13 protein-coding genes are annotated in these 16,272 nt (G+C 73.7%); 4 read left to right on the plus strand and 9 right to left on the minus strand.

Features of this window, described 5'->3' with window-relative positions; genetic code table 11:
* Positions 1 to 116: 116 nt before the first annotated feature.
* The 5 genes from HNR25_RS07045 to HNR25_RS07065 form a co-directional block, all read right to left on the minus strand.
* Positions 117 to 1,469 (minus strand): serine/threonine-protein kinase, encoded by a 1,353-nt coding sequence (locus HNR25_RS07045; RefSeq protein WP_184633893.1) that lies wholly within the window; start codon positions 1,467 to 1,469, stop codon positions 117 to 119.
* 30 nt (positions 1,470 to 1,499) lie between these two features.
* Positions 1,500 to 2,603: an SIS domain-containing protein gene (locus HNR25_RS07050; RefSeq protein ID WP_184633894.1), complete on the minus strand. Its 1,104-nt coding sequence runs from the start codon at positions 2,601 to 2,603 to the stop codon at positions 1,500 to 1,502.
* Between the two features lie 78 nt (positions 2,604 to 2,681).
* Entirely contained in the window at positions 2,682 to 2,858 is a 177-nt protein-coding gene (locus HNR25_RS07055) for a Trm112 family protein (RefSeq protein WP_084723016.1), read from the minus strand.
* A gap of 51 nt (positions 2,859 to 2,909) precedes the next feature.
* A complete protein-coding gene (locus HNR25_RS07060; protein ID WP_184633895.1) occupies positions 2,910 to 4,271 on the minus strand; it encodes a phosphomannomutase/phosphoglucomutase in 1,362 nt (453 codons plus the stop codon).
* A gap of 141 nt (positions 4,272 to 4,412) precedes the next feature.
* Complete coding sequence (locus tag HNR25_RS07065) at positions 4,413 to 4,835, minus strand: DUF3499 domain-containing protein (protein ID WP_184633896.1); 423 nt, start codon at positions 4,833 to 4,835, stop codon at positions 4,413 to 4,415.
* Between the two features lie 223 nt (positions 4,836 to 5,058).
* Between HNR25_RS07065 and HNR25_RS07070 the strand changes: the two genes are divergently transcribed.
* Complete coding sequence (locus HNR25_RS07070; protein WP_184638936.1) at positions 5,059 to 5,484, plus strand: metallopeptidase family protein; 426 nt, start codon at positions 5,059 to 5,061, stop codon at positions 5,482 to 5,484.
* A 118-nt stretch (positions 5,485 to 5,602) separates the two neighbouring features.
* Here the strand turns inward: HNR25_RS07070 and HNR25_RS07075 are convergent, their stop codons facing one another.
* The 4 genes from HNR25_RS07075 to HNR25_RS07090 form a co-directional block, all read right to left on the minus strand.
* Positions 5,603 to 7,039, minus strand: a complete 1,437-nt coding sequence (locus HNR25_RS07075; protein ID WP_184633897.1) for a DUF5719 family protein — start codon at positions 7,037 to 7,039, stop codon at positions 5,603 to 5,605.
* Complete coding sequence (locus tag HNR25_RS07080) at positions 7,036 to 10,287, minus strand: glycosyltransferase (RefSeq protein WP_184633898.1); 3,252 nt, start codon at positions 10,285 to 10,287, stop codon at positions 7,036 to 7,038. The genes HNR25_RS07075 and HNR25_RS07080 overlap by 4 nt, the downstream gene beginning before the upstream one ends.
* Positions 10,288 to 10,523: 236 nt before the next feature.
* Positions 10,524 to 10,811 carry a WhiB family transcriptional regulator gene (locus HNR25_RS07085; protein WP_184633899.1) on the minus strand — a complete coding sequence of 96 codons (288 nt, stop codon included), beginning with the start codon at positions 10,809 to 10,811 and terminating at the stop codon, positions 10,524 to 10,526.
* 239 nt (positions 10,812 to 11,050) lie between these two features.
* Entirely contained in the window at positions 11,051 to 12,664 is a 1,614-nt protein-coding gene (locus tag HNR25_RS07090; RefSeq protein WP_184633900.1) for a hypothetical protein, read from the minus strand.
* A gap of 467 nt (positions 12,665 to 13,131) precedes the next feature.
* Here HNR25_RS07090 and cofD point away from each other — a divergent pair, with 467 nt between their 5' ends.
* The 3 genes from cofD to HNR25_RS07105 all read left to right on the plus strand — a co-directional run bounded on the left by cofD (position 13,132) and on the right by HNR25_RS07105 (position 16,270).
* The gene (cofD, locus tag HNR25_RS07095; RefSeq protein ID WP_184633901.1) at positions 13,132 to 14,106 is read left to right on the plus strand and encodes a 2-phospho-L-lactate transferase; all 975 of its coding nucleotides are present in this window, start codon (positions 13,132 to 13,134) and stop codon (positions 14,104 to 14,106) included.
* Positions 14,103 to 15,398, plus strand: coding sequence for a coenzyme F420-0:L-glutamate ligase (locus HNR25_RS07100; protein ID WP_184633902.1), 1,296 nt, complete (start codon positions 14,103 to 14,105; stop codon positions 15,396 to 15,398). Before cofD ends, HNR25_RS07100 begins: the two co-directional genes overlap by 4 nt.
* A 206-nt stretch (positions 15,399 to 15,604) precedes the next feature.
* Positions 15,605 to 16,270: a lytic polysaccharide monooxygenase auxiliary activity family 9 protein gene (locus HNR25_RS07105; RefSeq protein WP_184633903.1), complete on the plus strand. Its 666-nt coding sequence runs from the start codon at positions 15,605 to 15,607 to the stop codon at positions 16,268 to 16,270.
* Positions 16,271 to 16,272: the final 2 nt, after the last annotated feature.

A 16,272-nucleotide genomic window follows, 5' to 3' on the forward strand; every position in this document is an offset into this window, starting at 1 on the left:
CGAGCGCACGCCCGGGGGCGTCCACCGGGCGGCCGGCACCGGGAACCCGAGGAGCCGCGGGGGAGGACGCCCGAGCGGGTGCGGCGGCCGGCCGCCGTAGTCGCTGCGCCTAGCGCTTAGCTCAGTGCGACCAGGAACAGCACGAGCAGCAGGATGATGATCGCGATCAGCACCGCGGGCACGACCCATCCCTGCGACAGGATCGGATCCTCGACCTGGCGCTGCTGCCGGTTCGGGGGCTGCTGCATGTTCGGCGGCGGCTGCGTGGGCATGCCGTGGTTGCCGTACATCGTGTTGGGGCCGGTGCCCGGAGGCGGCCCGGGGGCCGGGCCGTGCGGTGCACCGGTCATGTTCGGGTTGCCGCCGGGCATCGGCTGCCCCGGCCCCATCTGCTGCCGGGGCGGGAAACCGCCCTGCTGCGGGCCGGTGTGCTGCGGGCCCGTGGGGTGGGGACCGGCCGGAGGCGGAGCCATACCGCCGCCGGGGCCCGTGTAGCCGTTCGGGTGGGGCGTCTGCGGGCCGCTCGGGCTGGGGGCGGCCGGGCCGCCACCCTGCGCGGGCGGGGCCCCCGGGCCGGGAACGGGGGTCTGCGGACCGCTGAGCGGCCCTTTCTCGGCGATGCGCTCGCCCTCCTTGAGGGCGTCGTCGGTGGAGACGGCGCTCTCGTGGCCGAGCAGCCGCATCAGCAGCTCCTGGGCGGCCGGCCGGCGCTCGGGGTCCTTGTCCAGGCACGCCCGGACGACGGTCTCCAGCGATTCCGGCAGCCCGGTCAGATCGGGCGGGGCGCTGACGACGCGGTGGACGACGGCGGGCACGCTGTCGGTGCCGAAAGGCGCGCCGCCGGTGGCGGCGAACGCCATGACGCAGCCCCACGCGAAGATGTCGACCTTCGGCGTCATCTCCTGGCCCTCGATCTGCTCGGGGGCCATGTAGGACGGCGTGCCCACGATCGAGTTGGTCATCGTGGCGGTGCCGTCGGAGACGCGCGCGATCCCGAAGTCGATCACCCGGGGCCCGTCGGGGCCCAGCAGCACGTTTCCGGGCTTGAAGTCGCGGTGCACGATGCCGGCCTGGTGGATGGCCACCAGCGCGGTCGCGGTGGTGATCGCCAGCCGCTGCAGCGCCGCGCCCTTGCGCGGCCCCTTGTCGGCCACCGCCTCCTGCAGCGACGTGCCGGGCACGTACTCCGACACGACGTAGGGCGGGTCCTGGTCGAGCTGGGCGTCGTGGATGGCGGCGGTGCAGAACGAGGCGACCTTCTGCGCCGCCCGCACCTCCTTGGTGAACCGCCGGCGGAGATCGTCGTCCTGCGCCCACTGGTCGTTGAGGACTTTGATGGCGAATTCCTCGCCCTCCTCGTCGCGGCCGAGGTAGACCACACCCTGGCCGCCCTTCCCGAGGCGTCCGACCACGCTGTAATCGCCGAACGAGGCGGGGTCGTTCGGCGACAGCGACTCGGGACCGGGCATCGATGTCCTCCAGATGCGGTCGTGGCCGGACTAGCGCACGACCAGCGTATGAGCTAGTGGATCCGCGCCGTATGCGACGGCTATGTACACAGTGGCGTAATCGATTAGAGCGATCAAACCGGCGATTCGTTCCAATGCACCCGCCTGGGGCGCGGAGAATTCGCTGACCCCGGAACCGCGCTCGCGTGCCGTGTCGGCTGCGGCCTGCAGATCGCGTGCGGCCTGCGGCCCTTCGTCCTCGGGGTCGCGCAGCAGGACGAGGCGGACGGACACGCCGCCGTTTTCGACCGGATCGTCGAAGATCGACCGCGGGCCGGCTCCGCCGAACGGCCCGTCCAGGACGGCGATCGGGCCGTCGAGCAGACCGGGCGCACGGCCGCAGACGGCAGGATAACCGGCGATCGCGGCCAATCGGGATGCGAAGTAGCGCCCGGCGGCCTCGGCCACCGGAGTGGCGCCGCACACCAGCGGCAGGCTGCCGGCCATGTCCAGCACCGCGGTCTTGGCCTCGTTCTCCCAGCTCTCGGCGGAGGGCCCGTAGTCCGCGGCGGCCTGCTCCAGGCGCGCCGCGGCCGCCTCGTAGGCGGTGTCGGGAACCGCCGGCAAACCGGCCCGCTCGGCGGCCGTGAGCAGCGCCGCCACCGTCTCCCACGGGGACTCGACGAGCCCGCCCACGTGCGGGAGCGCCACGGCGGGCGCGCGGGCCTGCTCGGCGACGCCGGCGAGCGCGTGGTCGCGCGGGCCCACCGCCAGGAACCGGCACCCCCGGCGCACGGCCTCGACCGCGCACTCGTGCACCCACTCCGGGGTCTGGCCGATTGTGGCCGCGGCCGCGACGACGAGGTCGTGGCCGCCCACCCAGCCCGGCAGCCGGTAGTCGTGCACGGTGACCACGGGGACGGGGCAACCGGGTCCCAGCACCGCGGCCAGGATCTCGCCGGCCCGACCCGCCGTTCCGGCTCCCACGACCACGACGGCGCGCGGCCGGCCGTCGTCGGCCAGAGCCTCCAGCGGAGCCTCGGACGCGGCGGTGCGCGCCGCGCGCAAGCGCGCCGCGGCCGAAGCCGTCGCTCTCAGCGCCTCGGCGCCCGCCTGGGGGTCGTCCAACCGCAGTTCGTCGAATTCCCGCGGCATGGGCTCCTTTCCCGCTGTCATGGGTCCGCCCCGCGCGGGCGGGGGGCTGCGTGCGGAACCGGCGCCGCCGGTCCTGCCTCAGCCGATGCTGCGGGCCTCGTCCACCAGCAGCACCGGGATGCCGTCGCGGATGGGGTAGGCCAGCCCGCTCTCGTCGCAGACGAGCTCGCCCGCCTCCTCGTCGAGCCGCAGCGGCGCCTTGCTCTGCGGACAGGCCAGGATCTCCAGCAGCCAGTCGTCGATCTTCGCGGTCATCGCCGTCTCTCGTCTCTTCCGTCTGGTGGTCGTCGGGTGCCGGGCGCCCGGTCAGGCGCGCACGACGGCGAGCACGTCGTCGCGCAGCTTCGCCATCGCCGCGGAGTCGGGAGCCTCGACGTTGAGCCGCAGCAGCGGCTCGGTGTTGGATGCGCGCAGGTTGAACCAGGAGCCGTCGGGCAGGGTCACCGATAGTCCGTCGAGGTGGTCGACACCGTACGCCTGATCGGCGTAGGCCCGCTCCGCCGCCGCCATGCGGTCCGCCTGATCGGCGACCTCGGAGTTGATCTCGCCCGAGGCCGCGAAGCGGGTGTACTCCGCGGTGATCTGCGACAGCGGGCGGGGGTCGGAGCCGAGCACGCGCAGCACGTGCATCGCCGCGAGCATACCGGTGTCGGCCCGCCAGAAGTCGCGGAAGTAGTAGTGCGCGGAGTGCTCACCGCCGAAGATCGCGCCGGTTTCGGCCATGGTCGCCTTGATGAACGAGTGGCCCACCCGGGTGCGCACCGGAACGCCGCCGTGCTCGCGCACGATCTCGGGCACCGACGCCGACGTGATCAGGTTGTGGATGATCTTCGAACCGGGCTCCTTCGCCAGCTCCTGCACCGCCACCAGCGCGGTCACGGCCGACGGCGGGACGGGCTCGCCGAGCTCGTCGACGACGAAGCAGCGGTCGGCGTCGCCGTCGAAGGCCAGCCCGATGTCCGCGCCGGTCTCGCGGACCCGCGCCTGCAGGTCGACCAGGTTGTCGTAGTCCAGCGGGTTGGCGGGATGGTTGGGGAAGGTTCCGTCGAGTTCGAAGTACAGCGGGTCGACGGTCAGCGGCAGCTCCTCCAGCACCTCGCCGCCCAGCACCGCGGGGACCGTGTAGCCGCCCATGCCGTTGCCGGCGTCGACGACCACGCGCAGCGGCCTGCTACCCGTGAGGTCGACCAGGGAGCGCAAGTGCCGGGCGTACTCGGTGAGCAGGTCGCGCTCGGTGACGGAGCCGCGGGGACCCTCGGTCTCGGGCACGCCGCGCTCGGCCAGGCGGCGGATCTGCTCCAGACCGCTTTCGGCGCCGATCGGCGCCGCCCCGGCCTGGCACATCTTGATCCCGTTGTACTGGGCGGGGTTGTGGCTGGCCGTGAACATCGCGCCGGGCAGTTCCAGGCGGCCCGCCGCGAAGTACAGCATGTCGGTCGAGCCCAGGCCCGCCATCACCGCGTCGAGGCCCTGGCCGGTCACGCCTTCGGCGAAGGCGCGTGCGAGCTCCGGGGAGGAGGGCCGCATGTCGTAGGCCACCACCGCCGCGGAGCCGCCGACCGTGCGCGCGAACGCCGCGCCGATCGAGCGCGCCCCGGCGGCGTCGAGGGTGTCGGGGAATACCCCCCGCACGTCGTAGGCCTTGAAGATGTCGCCGAGGTCACCCACACGCTGCTCCGGATCCGGTAGTTGTCGGGGCTGCCGCGGCGGGCTGCGCCGCGCCGCGGAACGGCCCCGGACGGGCGCCGTCCGCGTCGCCCCCAAGTTACCAAGGGGCACGGACGCGGCCGCGGCAGGCGGGCCGGAGCGTCAGGCGTCGCGTCCGGGATCGGCGGAACGCTGGGGCGAGGACGGGGGGTCGTGCTGCTGGGCCTGCTGGGACTCGGATTTGACCACGCGCAGATGCCCGCGCCGGTTGGTTTCGACTCCCTGGCCGACCGGGCCTTCGGCGGAGGGCGGCCGGGCGGCTTCGCGCACGGCGTCGGCCAGCGCCTCAAGGTCGTCGCTGCCGGGGCCGGCGCCCGAGGAGGAGTCGGCGGGCAGCCGCACGACCTCCCAGCCGCGCGGCGCGGTGAGCCGCTCGGCGTGCATGGCGCACAGGTCGTAGCAGTGGGGTTCGGCGTAGGCCGCCAGAGGCCCGAGGACCGCCGTGGAGTCGGCGTAGACATAAGTGAGCGTGAACACTGCTGGCTGCCGGCACGCCGTGCGCGAGCAGCGTCGGACTACGCTCACGGCTATCGACCTTATTCTCTCGCTCCGCGACACGCCAGCGTCGCCGGGCCGTGTCCGGCGCAGGCGGGGCGCCGTACCCGCACCGGCCGCGGGGGACCCCGGCGGGACGGGGGCACCGGACGCGACACGGGGTCCGAGGGCGGTCGGCCCCTGCCGCGCCGTCCCTTCGCCGCAAGGGGCTGCATCCGGGCGTCGGATGGCATAGTCTCGGATCGTGCGACGAGTGCACCTGGATAGGGCTCAAGCCGACCGAGTACGACGTCGAGACCGGCGCGGACGGGGCCTCCGCGGACCCCTGGCGCCGCCTGAGCTCCCCATGAGCCGCAGCCGGGCGCAGGTCTTCGACGACCTGGTGCTGGACGCTGTGGAGCGGCTGGAGCGCCATTGGGCGCGCGAGCTCGCCAACGTGGAGTTCCTGGTCGAGGACGTCCCTCGGGTCCCCCGCGGGATCACCGGCGAAGACGGCATCCCCTTTTCGCGTCTGGAAACCTCCTCGTCCGGGCAGGCGCGCATCATCGTCTACCGCAGGCCGGTCGAGATCCGCACCCGCGAGCCCGAGGAGATGGCCCTGCTCGTCTACGACAGCGTGGTCGAGGAGGTCGCCAACCTGCTCGGGCTGGAGCCGGAGACCGTGGACCCCGAGGCCTGACCGCGCGGCGGCCCGTGCTCGGGGCCGCGGACCCGCGGCCACCGCCGAGGACCGCAGCGGCCGCGGTCCGGACCGCGGTCCCCGTTCCCCTGCCCGTGCGGCAGCCGCGGTGGCGCGCCTACTCCACGATCGCCGTGAGGGAGTCCTCCACCTGCGGCAGGGGCACTTCGGCCGGGGCCGGTAGCAGAGGCTGGACGGAGGCGGCCCTGTCGCCGCCGTCCTCGTGGGTGAGCACCCGGCCCGCGTAGACGGGGTCCGCACCCTCGATCTCCACGGTGAAGGCGTGCGCTCCGTCGGGCTCGGGCAGCTTCTCGACGGTGGTCCGCTCGGCCGGGACCTCGACGCGGACGGGCTCGCCCGTCGTTCCGTCCTCCTCGACCGGCGTCACCACGGCCGTCGCAGCACCCTCCAGAGCGGCGAAGGCCACCCGCGACGACGCGCCCTCGGGGTTGGCCGGCACGACGGCGGTCGACTCCACGGGACCGCGCAGCGGCGGGGCGGCGGCCGAGTAGGACGTGTCGTCGCCGTCGCCGCGCACGGTGGCCGCGCCCACCACCACCGGACCGTCGGCTTCGACCACCGCGGTCCCGGCCTCGTCGTCCAGCGGGAGGCTGAGGAACGCGCCGGCCGCCGGCGGGACGCTCACGCCGTCGAGCGTGTCGTGTTCCTCGCGCCCCTCGCCCGTGTAGAGCCGCACGTCGGCGGTGACGGGATCGTCGCCGGGGGCGGCGATGTAGAGGCGCTTGTCGCCGCCGCCGGGCGGGACGGCCGGGACGACACCGGTATCGGAGGGCGGCGCTGTGGGCGGCACCCAGTCCTGGCCGCTGCCGCCGTGGTCGGCGAACAGCGAGGCGGCGACCCGGCCGGAGTTGGTGCGCACGTGCACCGTCGCCGTCCGGCTGCCCCGGATCAGCTCGGTCAGGTCCACCTCGCTGCTGCCGTGGGGCGGCACCGCGATACCGCGGGTCTCCTCGGAGGAGACGGGGCCGTCGGCGATGTAGACGTCGACGTTGGCCGTGGCGGCTTCGGCGTCGGGGTTGGCCAGCAGCAGCCGCAGCTTCTCCAGCTCGGTCCCGCCGGGGGCGGCGAACCAGGTACTGATGCCGGGCGCGGGGCAGCGCACCTCGGTGGCGTAGGCCCCGTCCTCGCCGACCGTGGTCTGGGCGACCTCCAGGCCCGCCGCTGCGGCGCCTTCGGCCGTGACGAGGGTGTGCCGCTCGGCCGAGGAGGTGTCGGCGGTCCACAGCCGGCCGGCGCCGGCGGGCTCGCCCACCGGCGCGTCCTCAGCGGCGGGTCCGGCGTTGGCTCCCGCCGACAGCTCGCCGCCACCGCCGTCGCCGGCCGCGGCGAACGCGGCGGCTTCGGATACGCGGTCGTCCCCCTGCGGCGGCGGGCACATGCGCACCGCCGACTCGACGGGCGCGGTGGCCGCGGACTCCGCCCCGCCGGAAGCGGCGCCCACCGTCCGGGTGGCGGAAGCGACACCGTACAGCGCGGTCAGTGCGATCAGCACCAGCACCAGCAGCGCGAATCGGCTTTCGACGATCAGCCTCACGGGTCGCTCCCTTCGCCTGCTTCTCCGGCGCCGCCCGCGCCCGGATCCTCGGCTCGGCGCGCTCCGCGGCCGCGCCGCCCGCGGGGCGCGCCCCGGCTGCCGGTGGAGCCGCGCCGGCCGCCCGGCGCCGGGCGGCGCGGCCGCGGAGCCGGCTGCCGCTCCTCCTCGCGCAGGTCCTCCTCGGTGCGCACCCCCGGAAGCGCGAACATCACGGCCACGACCAGCAGCGCGCCTTCTACCGCCAGCCACCCCTGCCGCAGCGGGTCGTCCTTGTCCAACGTCAGTTCGCCACCGCCGGCGGGCAGCTCGAAGGCGACCAGGCCACTGCCGTCGGCGCCGGCGGTCAGCTGCTCACCGTCGAGCGCGGCGCTCCACCCGGTTCCGGCGGGCTCGGCCAGGGCCAGCGTCCGCCCGGCGGGGCCGGGCGGCACGTCGTAGGTGGTCCCGTCGCCGTCCCGGCTCTTGAGCGCGGCGTCGGCGCCGCCCCCGCCCGTGACGCGGACCCGACCGGTGGGCTCGTCCAGCCGCCACAGTCCGAAGCGCTCGGTCAGCAGTACGCGGGAGACGCCCGGCACCCCGTCGACGGTGTCGACCGGAGTGACCGAGGAGCCGTCCTCCGCGGGCGGGCGGGGCATGAGGATGTAGCCGATCCCCAGCTCCCGCAGATCGCCGGCCTGATCGCCGCCCTGCCCGGCGATGAGCCCGGCCACGACCCCGTCCAGAGCTTCGCCGGTGCGTTCGGCTGCGGGGATCTGGCCCTCGCCGATGCGGGGACCGCGCCCGCGGAGCACGGCGTAGCGCACCGGGCCCTCGTGCTGCGGCGAGACGACGAGGGTGCGGGCGTGGCGGTCGTCGTCGCCGATGGCGCTGAGCATGCCGGGGATGGCGGGACCGCCCTGCCCGGTCAGCGGGCCCTGGGCACCGTTCCACATCCAGACGCCGGCCGCGCACACGGGCGTGGTCAGGGCCAGCGCCGCCGCACCCGCGACGAAGGCGCGGCGCGGCCCGCCCATGGACCACATCAGGCCGAACGACTGGGCGGTGGTGGCCGCCGACAGCAGCAGCGCGGTCGCGGCGAAGGCCAGCGCGACGCCCGGCCAGGCGGGGGCGGCCGGACCGCCGTACCAGGGCGCGACCGGGACGCGGCTGACGGCGATCGCGGCGAGCACGCCGAACAGTGCCACGCTCCAGCCCACGGCGATGAGCATGCGGTGGCGCAGGAGGACCAGCGCGGCCAGGGATCCGGCCAGGAAGCCGGCGGTGATCCACACGGGCGGGCTTCCGGGTCCCCCGGGCGAGAGCATCAGCAGCTGCTCGGCGCTCGGCGGGGGCGAGGACAGCTCCGGCCGGTGCAGCCCGGCCTCCAGGAGCCACAGCGACGGGTGCAGGAACAGTTCCAGCGACCACGGCAGCAGCAGCACCAGCGGCGCGGTCAGGGCGATGGCGAGGCCGGTGTAGAGACGGCGCCCCAAGTGGCCGTAGGCGACGGCGACCAGCAGGCCCGTAGCCAGCGCCAGCAGCCACAGCAGCGGGACGAACGCGGTGCCGACGGCGATGAACACCGCCAGCGCCCAGGCGCTGCGGCGCGACTGGCGTTCCGGGAGGGTGAGCATCCGGGTGAGCAGGATGCCCAGAACCGGAAGCAGGGCGTGAACCAGGGCCGTGCCCAACCGTCCCTGGGCGACCGCGCCGGTGGCCATCGGCAGCAGGGCGTAGGAGCCCGCCATCCACACCTGGGCGGGGCGGTAGTGCAGCACGCGCCGCGCCAGCAGGTAGGCGGTGAATCCGGCCAGTGGCACGCAGCCCAGCAGGATGACGCTCACCGCGACCTCGGGCCTGCCCAGCAGCAGAGTGGACAGCAGCGCCAGCAGGCCGACGTAGGGAGGCGCGGGCGCGCCCGCGCCGGCGCCGACCTCGGGGGTTCCCGTGAGGTAGAGGCTCCACAGGTCCGCGGCTCCGCCCTCGACCGGCGGGAGCGCGCCGCCCGCCAGCGTGCCGCCGAACAGCAGCGCGCGCTCGGCGATCAGGGTCACCACCGTCAGCGCGGCGACCAGCAGCAGCCCGGGGCTGGTCGCCGCGCGCCACAGCAGGCTGTGCTCGTCGTCGAGGGGGTCTTCGTCCTCGGGCGGCGGCGCGGTGACGGCCTGATGGCGGCCGGCGGTGTCCAGACCGGGGGTGCCCGCGACCAGGTTGGCCACGGAGTCGGTGAACTGCCGCAGCGCGACGCCGCGCGCCAGGAACGGGCGGATGGCGCTGTAGGTGCGCCGGCGGTTGCGCCGGCGGCGCAGGCGGGCACCGATGAGCCGGCCGGGCATGAGGTAGACCGCGCTGATGGCCACGGCCTCGTCGAAGGCGTTGGCGGGCTGTTTGGCCACGATGTACATCAGTACCCGCAGCAGCGAAGCGAAGGTGTTGCGCACGAACGCGGCGAGCATGCCGCCCATGGGCAGGTTGGCCAGCAGCACGAAGATCGCGTTGCGGCGGTCCAGCCGGCGCGGGTGGTCGGATGCGGCGCTGATGCGCCTGCGGCGGCGGGCGGCGGCCTCGGCGTGGTAGGCGACCGCGTCGGTGACGATGAGGACGCGGTGGCCGGCTCCGCCGGCGCGCCAGCAGAAGTCGATGTCGTCGCGGAAGATCGGCAGGGTGCGGTCGAACCCGTCGAGCTGGTCCCACACGTCGCGCCGGACCAGCATGCCCGCGCTGGAGACCGCCAGCACCGCCCGGGTGTCGTCGTGCTGGCCGTGGTCGAACTCGCGCGCCTCCAGACCGGTTTCGCGGCGCCCGGCGCCGTCGATGGTCACCCCGGCTTCCACGAGCAGGCGGCGGTCGAACCAGTCGCGCAGCTTGGGGCCGAGCACGGCGGCGCGGGGGTCGTCGTTGGCGGCCAGCAGCAGGTGGTGCAGCGCGTCGGGCTCGGGTGTGCAGTCGTCGTGGACCAGCCAGACCCACTCGGTGGCGTCGGGCGCGGCGCCCGGGAATTCGGCGCGGGCGCGCGGCATGTCCAGCGCCGCGCGCACGGCGTCGCCGAAACCGGTGGAGCGGTCCAGCGTGGTGATGGCGTCGGGAGCGATGTAATCGGCGAGGATGCGGCCGCTGCGGTCGCGGCTTCCGGTGTCGACGCCGATGACGCGCTGCACCGGCCGTGACTGCTCGCGGACGGCGTCGAGCGTCTCCGGCAGCCAACGGGCGCCGTCGTGGGTGACGATGACGGCGGTGACGACGTGGCGAGCCGGGTCCAGAGGTAGCACGGCTGGTAATCGCTCTCGGGAGTTCGAAGTCGGGACGGGGCGACCTGCACGGTCGCATACTGACGGCAGGTCACCTTACGCCACCTGCGGCTGTTACGCGCCGTTCCTCCCGCCTCGGGGAGCGACGCCTCCTCCGCGCGCCGCCTCCCGGCTAGCACGCGGCACGTAAACGGCACCTAAAAAACGCGCGCCCCGGGGGAAAACCCGGGGCGCGCCTTCAGCGATGCCGGAAGCGGTCACAGCATGTCGGCGAGGAAATCGAAATCCTGGCCGGCCGCTTTCTTGAGCCGCCGACGCTCGCGTTCGGAGAGTCCCCCCCAGATGCCGAAGCGCTCATCGTGCTCCAGCGCATATTCCAGACACTCCGTACGCACCTCGCATGACAGGCAGACCTTCTTCGCCTCCCTCGTCGAGCCGCCCTTCTCGGGGAAGAACGCCTCGGGGTCGGTCTGCGCGCAAAGGGCGCGCTCCTGCCAGCCCAGATCTTCATCTGCGCCGTGCGCCAGCGGGATGACCTCGCTCATGCGCACCTCCTATTGCCCCCCTAGATGTACCCTCCCATTCGACCCCCGGGAGGGTGGAATCACACCGGGAAATTACACGCGCGAGACGCGCCATGCGTCAAGCGCACTGCGTTGCAACCCCCTGAATATCATCCAACAAACGACCGCCTAACGTCTACCCGTGCAGGTCGGCTTCAAGGGATTACCGCGCAATTATGAGGTGCGTCCGAGCCGCGAATGCGCCGCTGGGGAGTACGGGGTCAGCGCCGGTCGTCGTCGCGGTACCAGCCTTGCGGGTTCTCGGAGCCCTCGCCCGCCTGCTGCCCATACGGCGTTCCGTAAACCGGATCGACCGCCTGAGTCTGGTCGGTCGGCGCGGAGTCCTCGTGGAAGAACGGCTCCATCGGGGTGTCCCGGCGGGGTTCGCCCGGGGCCTCGGGCTGATCCGCGGGCTGCTGGTACCAGCCGTACTGGATGGCCTCCTGCGCGGCCCGCTCCCCCTCGCTACCGGGCTGCGGCGCGTACTGCGACGGGTCGTACGGCGCCCCGTAGGCCGACTGGCCGCCGGTACCGGTGGCGTAGGCCTGCTGCTGTGCGGGGTCGCCGCCGTAGGGCGCCTGGCCGCCGGAGCTGTAGTACTGCTGCCCGCCGGTGGTGTACCCGGTGCCGGTGCCGTAGGGCTGCTGGCCGCCGGCCGCGCCGTAGTACTGGTCGCCGGCGCCCGTCGCGTAACCGGGCTGGCCGCCGGTGCCGTACGCCTGCTGGCCGTACTGGCCGTACTGGCCGTAGGGGTCGTAGCCGGCCTGGCCCGGCTGCCCGTAGCCCTGCTGCTGCCAGTCCTGGCCGTAGGCGGGCTGTCCGCCGCTCGCGCCGTAGCCCGGCTGGTAGGCGTCCTGCCGGCCCGTTCCGGCCCCGGGATAGGCCTCGCCGGGCTGCCCCCACGTCTGGGGGTAGGGCTGCTGGCCGCCGCTGCCGGCGCCATAGGGGTACTGGGCCGCCGGGTCCTGGGCCGGGTAGGCCTGGCCTCCCTGCGCATCTGCGCCGTAGTACTGCTGCTGGGCGGGATCGGCACCGTAGGCGGCCTGGGCGAACGGATCCTGGGCCAAGTAGCCCTGGTCGGCCGCCGGGGCCGGACCGTAGGCCTGCTGGTACTGCTGCTCATAGGCATCCGGCTGGGGCTGCTGCGTGCCATAGGCCTGCTGGGCGCCATAGGCTTGCTGGCCGCCGTAGGCCTGCTGAGCGGCCCAGTCCTGCGGCTGGGGCTGCTGGTAGGCGGCCTGGCCGCCCGTGGCGTAGCCCTGCTGGTCGAACGGCTGCTGGCCGCCCGTGGGATAGCCCTGCGGGGCGAAGGACTGCTGGGCGCCCGTGTAGGGCGGGACTCCCGGCTGGCCCATCGGCATTCCCTGCTGGGGCGCCGAGCGGGGGACGAGCCGGTGGTCGCCGAACACCCGCAGCATGAACAGCCCGGCGACGACGATGAGGGCCAACTGGCCGCCGATCGACAGGAACGAGGCGAACCCGCCGCCGAGGGACCCGGTGTCGTTGGCGTTGATGAAACCGGTGATGACGCCGACGACGCCCGTCAGGGCGGCGAACCCGGTCAGGCACAGCGCGACCAGCACGACGGGGAAGTTCACCGAGGCCGGCGCCGGCGCCGTCACCACCAGCGCGACCGCTGCGACCAGCATCGCGACCAGCACCGGTCCGTAGAACAGGTCGCTCCCCACGCTGGTGAAGTTGCCCGCGGCCGAGACCTCGTACCCGGGATCGTGGCCGAAGGTGTAGATCAGGCCGCCCAGCATGTGTGCGACCACGGCACCAAGCAGCGCCCAGGCAGCGGGCACCCGCAGGCGGTTGAGTGCTTCGTTGTTCAAGAGGTTCCCCTCCGGTGCTACGCCGTCGCGTACCTCGCGCCGGTGAAAGCTTGCATATCAGCGGATTGTCCGTGCGGCCCGGCGCCCGCCCCGATAGGCGACGCCGGAGCGCCACGCGCCCGCCCGTCGCCCGCCGCCGCTCCGAGAAGCGTCGCCGAAGCGCCACCGGCCCGCGGGGTCCGACCGCCGCGGGCGGCGGTCCGGCGGAGGCCAGGGGGCGGGACCGGGAGCACGGGCCCGCGGAAGGCGTCGCCACGCTCGCGATCGGGGTGTGAACGGGCCGATCGCAGCCTACGGCGCCTCAGCGCCGACCCGGATCCGCCGCCGTGATCGGGGGGTGTCACGGCACCGGGGCGGGGGATCGGGACCGTGCCGGGTGTGCCGTTGCCCACCGCACCGGCTGCGCTCCCCGCGGGCGGGCGGGGACTACGGCACATACACCAGAACAGCCTGCCAGACTTGAGCGTATGCGGATAGTCGTACCGGCAGGCGGTATCGGGGGCGCGCGGTTCCTGCGCGGATTGCAGAAGGAGCTGGGAGTCGGCCCCGATTCCACCGGCGAAGAACACTCCATCACGGTCATCGGAAACACGGGTGACGACATCACACTGTTCGGGCTCCGGATCTGTCCGGATCTGGACACGGTGATGTACACCCTCGGCGGCGGAATCGACGAAGAGCAGGGGTGGGGGCGCGCCGACGAGTCGTTCACCGTCAAACGAGAGCTCGCGGCCTACGGCATGCAGCCCACGTGGTTCGGGCTCGGCGACCGCGACACGGCCACCCACATCGTCCGGTCCCAGATGATGGCGGCGGGCTACCCGCTCTCCGCGGTCACCGAGGCGCTGTGCGACCGCTGGCGCCCGGGCGTGCGCCTGCTGCCCATGACCGACGACCGCGTCGAGACCCACGTGATCGTCGACGACGGGTCCGGCGGGCAGCGCGCCCTCCACTTCCAGGAGTGGTGGATCCGGCACCGCGCCGCGCTTCCCGCCCACCGGATCGTGGGGATGGGTGCCGAAGACGCCGCTCCGGCTCCGGGTGTCCTGGAAGCGGTCGAGCAGGCCGACGCGGTGGTGCTGCCGCCGTCGAACCCGGTCGTGAGCATCGGTTCGGTGCTGGGCGTTCCCGGGATCCGCGAGGCGCTGGAGCGCACCACCGTGGTCGGGGTCTCGCCCATCATCGGCGGCGCCGCGGTGCGCGGGATGGCCGACGCCTGCCTGCAGGCGATCGGGGTGGAGACCACCGCCGGGGCGGTGGCCGAGCACTACGGCTCCGACCTGCTGGACGGCTGGCTGGTCGACCGGGCCGACGAGGGGACCTCCGTGCGCGACGTCGCCGTGCGCTCGCTGCCGCTGTACATGAGCGACCCCGAGTCGACCGCCGCGATCGCCCGCGCGGCCCTGGACCTGGCGACCGAGCTGAAGGAGCCGCGCGGATGAACGAGACTCCGGCGGAGGAGCTGCGGGTTCTGGGCGTGCGGGGACTGCCGCAGGTGCGCCCGGGCGACGACCTCGCCGCTCTGATCGCCGAATCCGCACCCGGCCTGTGCGACGGCGACGTCCTGGTGGTCACGTCCAAGATCGTCAGTAAGGCCGAAGGGCGCATCGCCGAGACCGACCGCGAGTCCGCGATCGACGCCGAGACCGACCGCGTGGTGGCCCGGCGCGGACCGACCCGGATCGTGCAGACGCGCACCGGGCTTGTCATGGCGGCCGCCGGGGTGGACGCCTCCAACGTCGAGCCGGGACGCGTGCTGCTGCTGCCCGAGGATCCCGACGCCTCGGCGCGGGCGCTGCGCGCGGGCCTGCACGAGCGCCTGGGGGTGCGCGTCGGCGTGCTGCTCAGCGACACGTTCGGCCGGCCCTGGCGCGTCGGGCAGACCGACGTGGCCGTCGGCGCCGCGGGTGTGGGCCCGATCCAGGACCTGCGGGGCGGCGCGGACCCCTACGGCAACGTGTTGGAGTCGACCCTGGTTGCCGTGGCCGACGAGGTCGCCGGCGCCGGAGAGCTGGTCAAGGGCAAGGCCGCCGGGGTCCCCGTGGCGGTGGTGCGCGGCATCGGGCACCTGGTCGCCGAGGAGGACGGCCCGGGTGCGGCCGCGTTGGTGCGCCCGGCCGACGAGGACATGTTCCGCTACGGGTCGCGCGACGTGGTTCCCGCGCGCCGCACGGTCCGCGAATTCGCCGAGGATCCGGTGGATCCGGCGGCGGTGCGCCGGGCGGTGGCCGCCGCGGTCACGGCGCCGGCGCCGCACCACACGACACCGTGGCGGTTCGTGCTGGTGGAGTCGGAGGACGTGCGCACCCGGCTCCTGGACGAGATGCTGTCGGCGTGGGTGGCCGACCTGGTGCGCGACGGCTTCAGCGAGGAGCGGATCAGGCGCCGCACCCGCCGCGGCGACGTGCTCCGCCATGCGCCCTCCCTGGTGGTGCCGTGCCTGGTCGCCGACGGCGCCCACCCCTACCCCGACGAGCGCCGGGCCGCGGCCGAACGGGCGATGTTCCTGGTGGCCATGGGAGCCGGCGTGCAGAACCTGCTGGTGGGCCTGGCCATGGAGGGGCTGGGCTCGGCGTGGGTCTCCTCGACGATGTTCTGTCCCGACGTGGTGCGCTCGGTACTGGACCTTCCCCGCGACTGGGAGCCGATGGGCGCGGTGGCGGTGGGGCACGCGGCGCGGCGCCCGCAGGACCGGCCGCCGCGCGACCCGGAGGCCTTCATCGAGGTGCGCTGAGCGCTCCGGGTTCCTGCCCGGGGTGCGCCCGGGGCCGAAAGCGGCCGGGTGCGCGGCGTCGCAGCGCACCCGGCCGCTTTCGGCCGGACTCTCGACCGATTCGGAGACACTGTGTTTCGCTCTGATTCCACCGGGTAGCTTTAAAGCATCATGGGAGCGCTCCCGAATACCCGGACGTCCCCCACCGGAACTACGGAGAACGCGCAATGCAAGCTTCTGCCCACCTCACCCCCAGACGTGTCCTCACTGTCCTCGCCGCTCTGGCAGGCGCCCTGGCGTGCATGCTGCCGCTGGCCAACGGTGCTCTCGCCCACGGCTCCATCGTCGACCCGGCGACCCGCAACTACGGCTGCTACGAGCGCTGGGGCGACGACCACATGAACGAGGCCATGGCACAGGAAGACCCCATGTGCTGGCAGGCCTGGCAGGACAACCCCAACGCCATGTGGAACTGGAACGGCCTCTACCAGAACGGCGTCGGCGGCGACCACCAGGGAGCCGTCCCCAGCGGCACGCTGTGCAGCGGCGGCAACGCCGAAGGCGGCCGCTACTCCTCGATGGACACGCCCGGTGCGTGGAAGACGACCGACATCGGCGACGACTTCACTCTCCAGTTCTACGACCAGGCGTCGCACGGCGCCGACTACTTCCGGATCTATGTCAGCGACGACGGCTTCGACCCGACCTCCGAGCAGCTGGGTTGGGACGACCTCGACCTCATCAAGACGACCGGCAGCTACGAGCCCGCCGAGAACATCGACATCCCGGTGAGCACCTCCGGCTACTCCGGCCGCCACGTGGTCTTCACCGTCTGGAAGGCCTCGCACATGGACCAGAACTACTACTTCTGCAGCGACGTGAACTTCAGCTGATC

This window comes from Streptomonospora salina (assembly GCF_014204715.1).
Lineage (GTDB): Bacteria > Actinomycetota > Actinomycetes > Streptosporangiales > Streptosporangiaceae > Streptomonospora > Streptomonospora salina.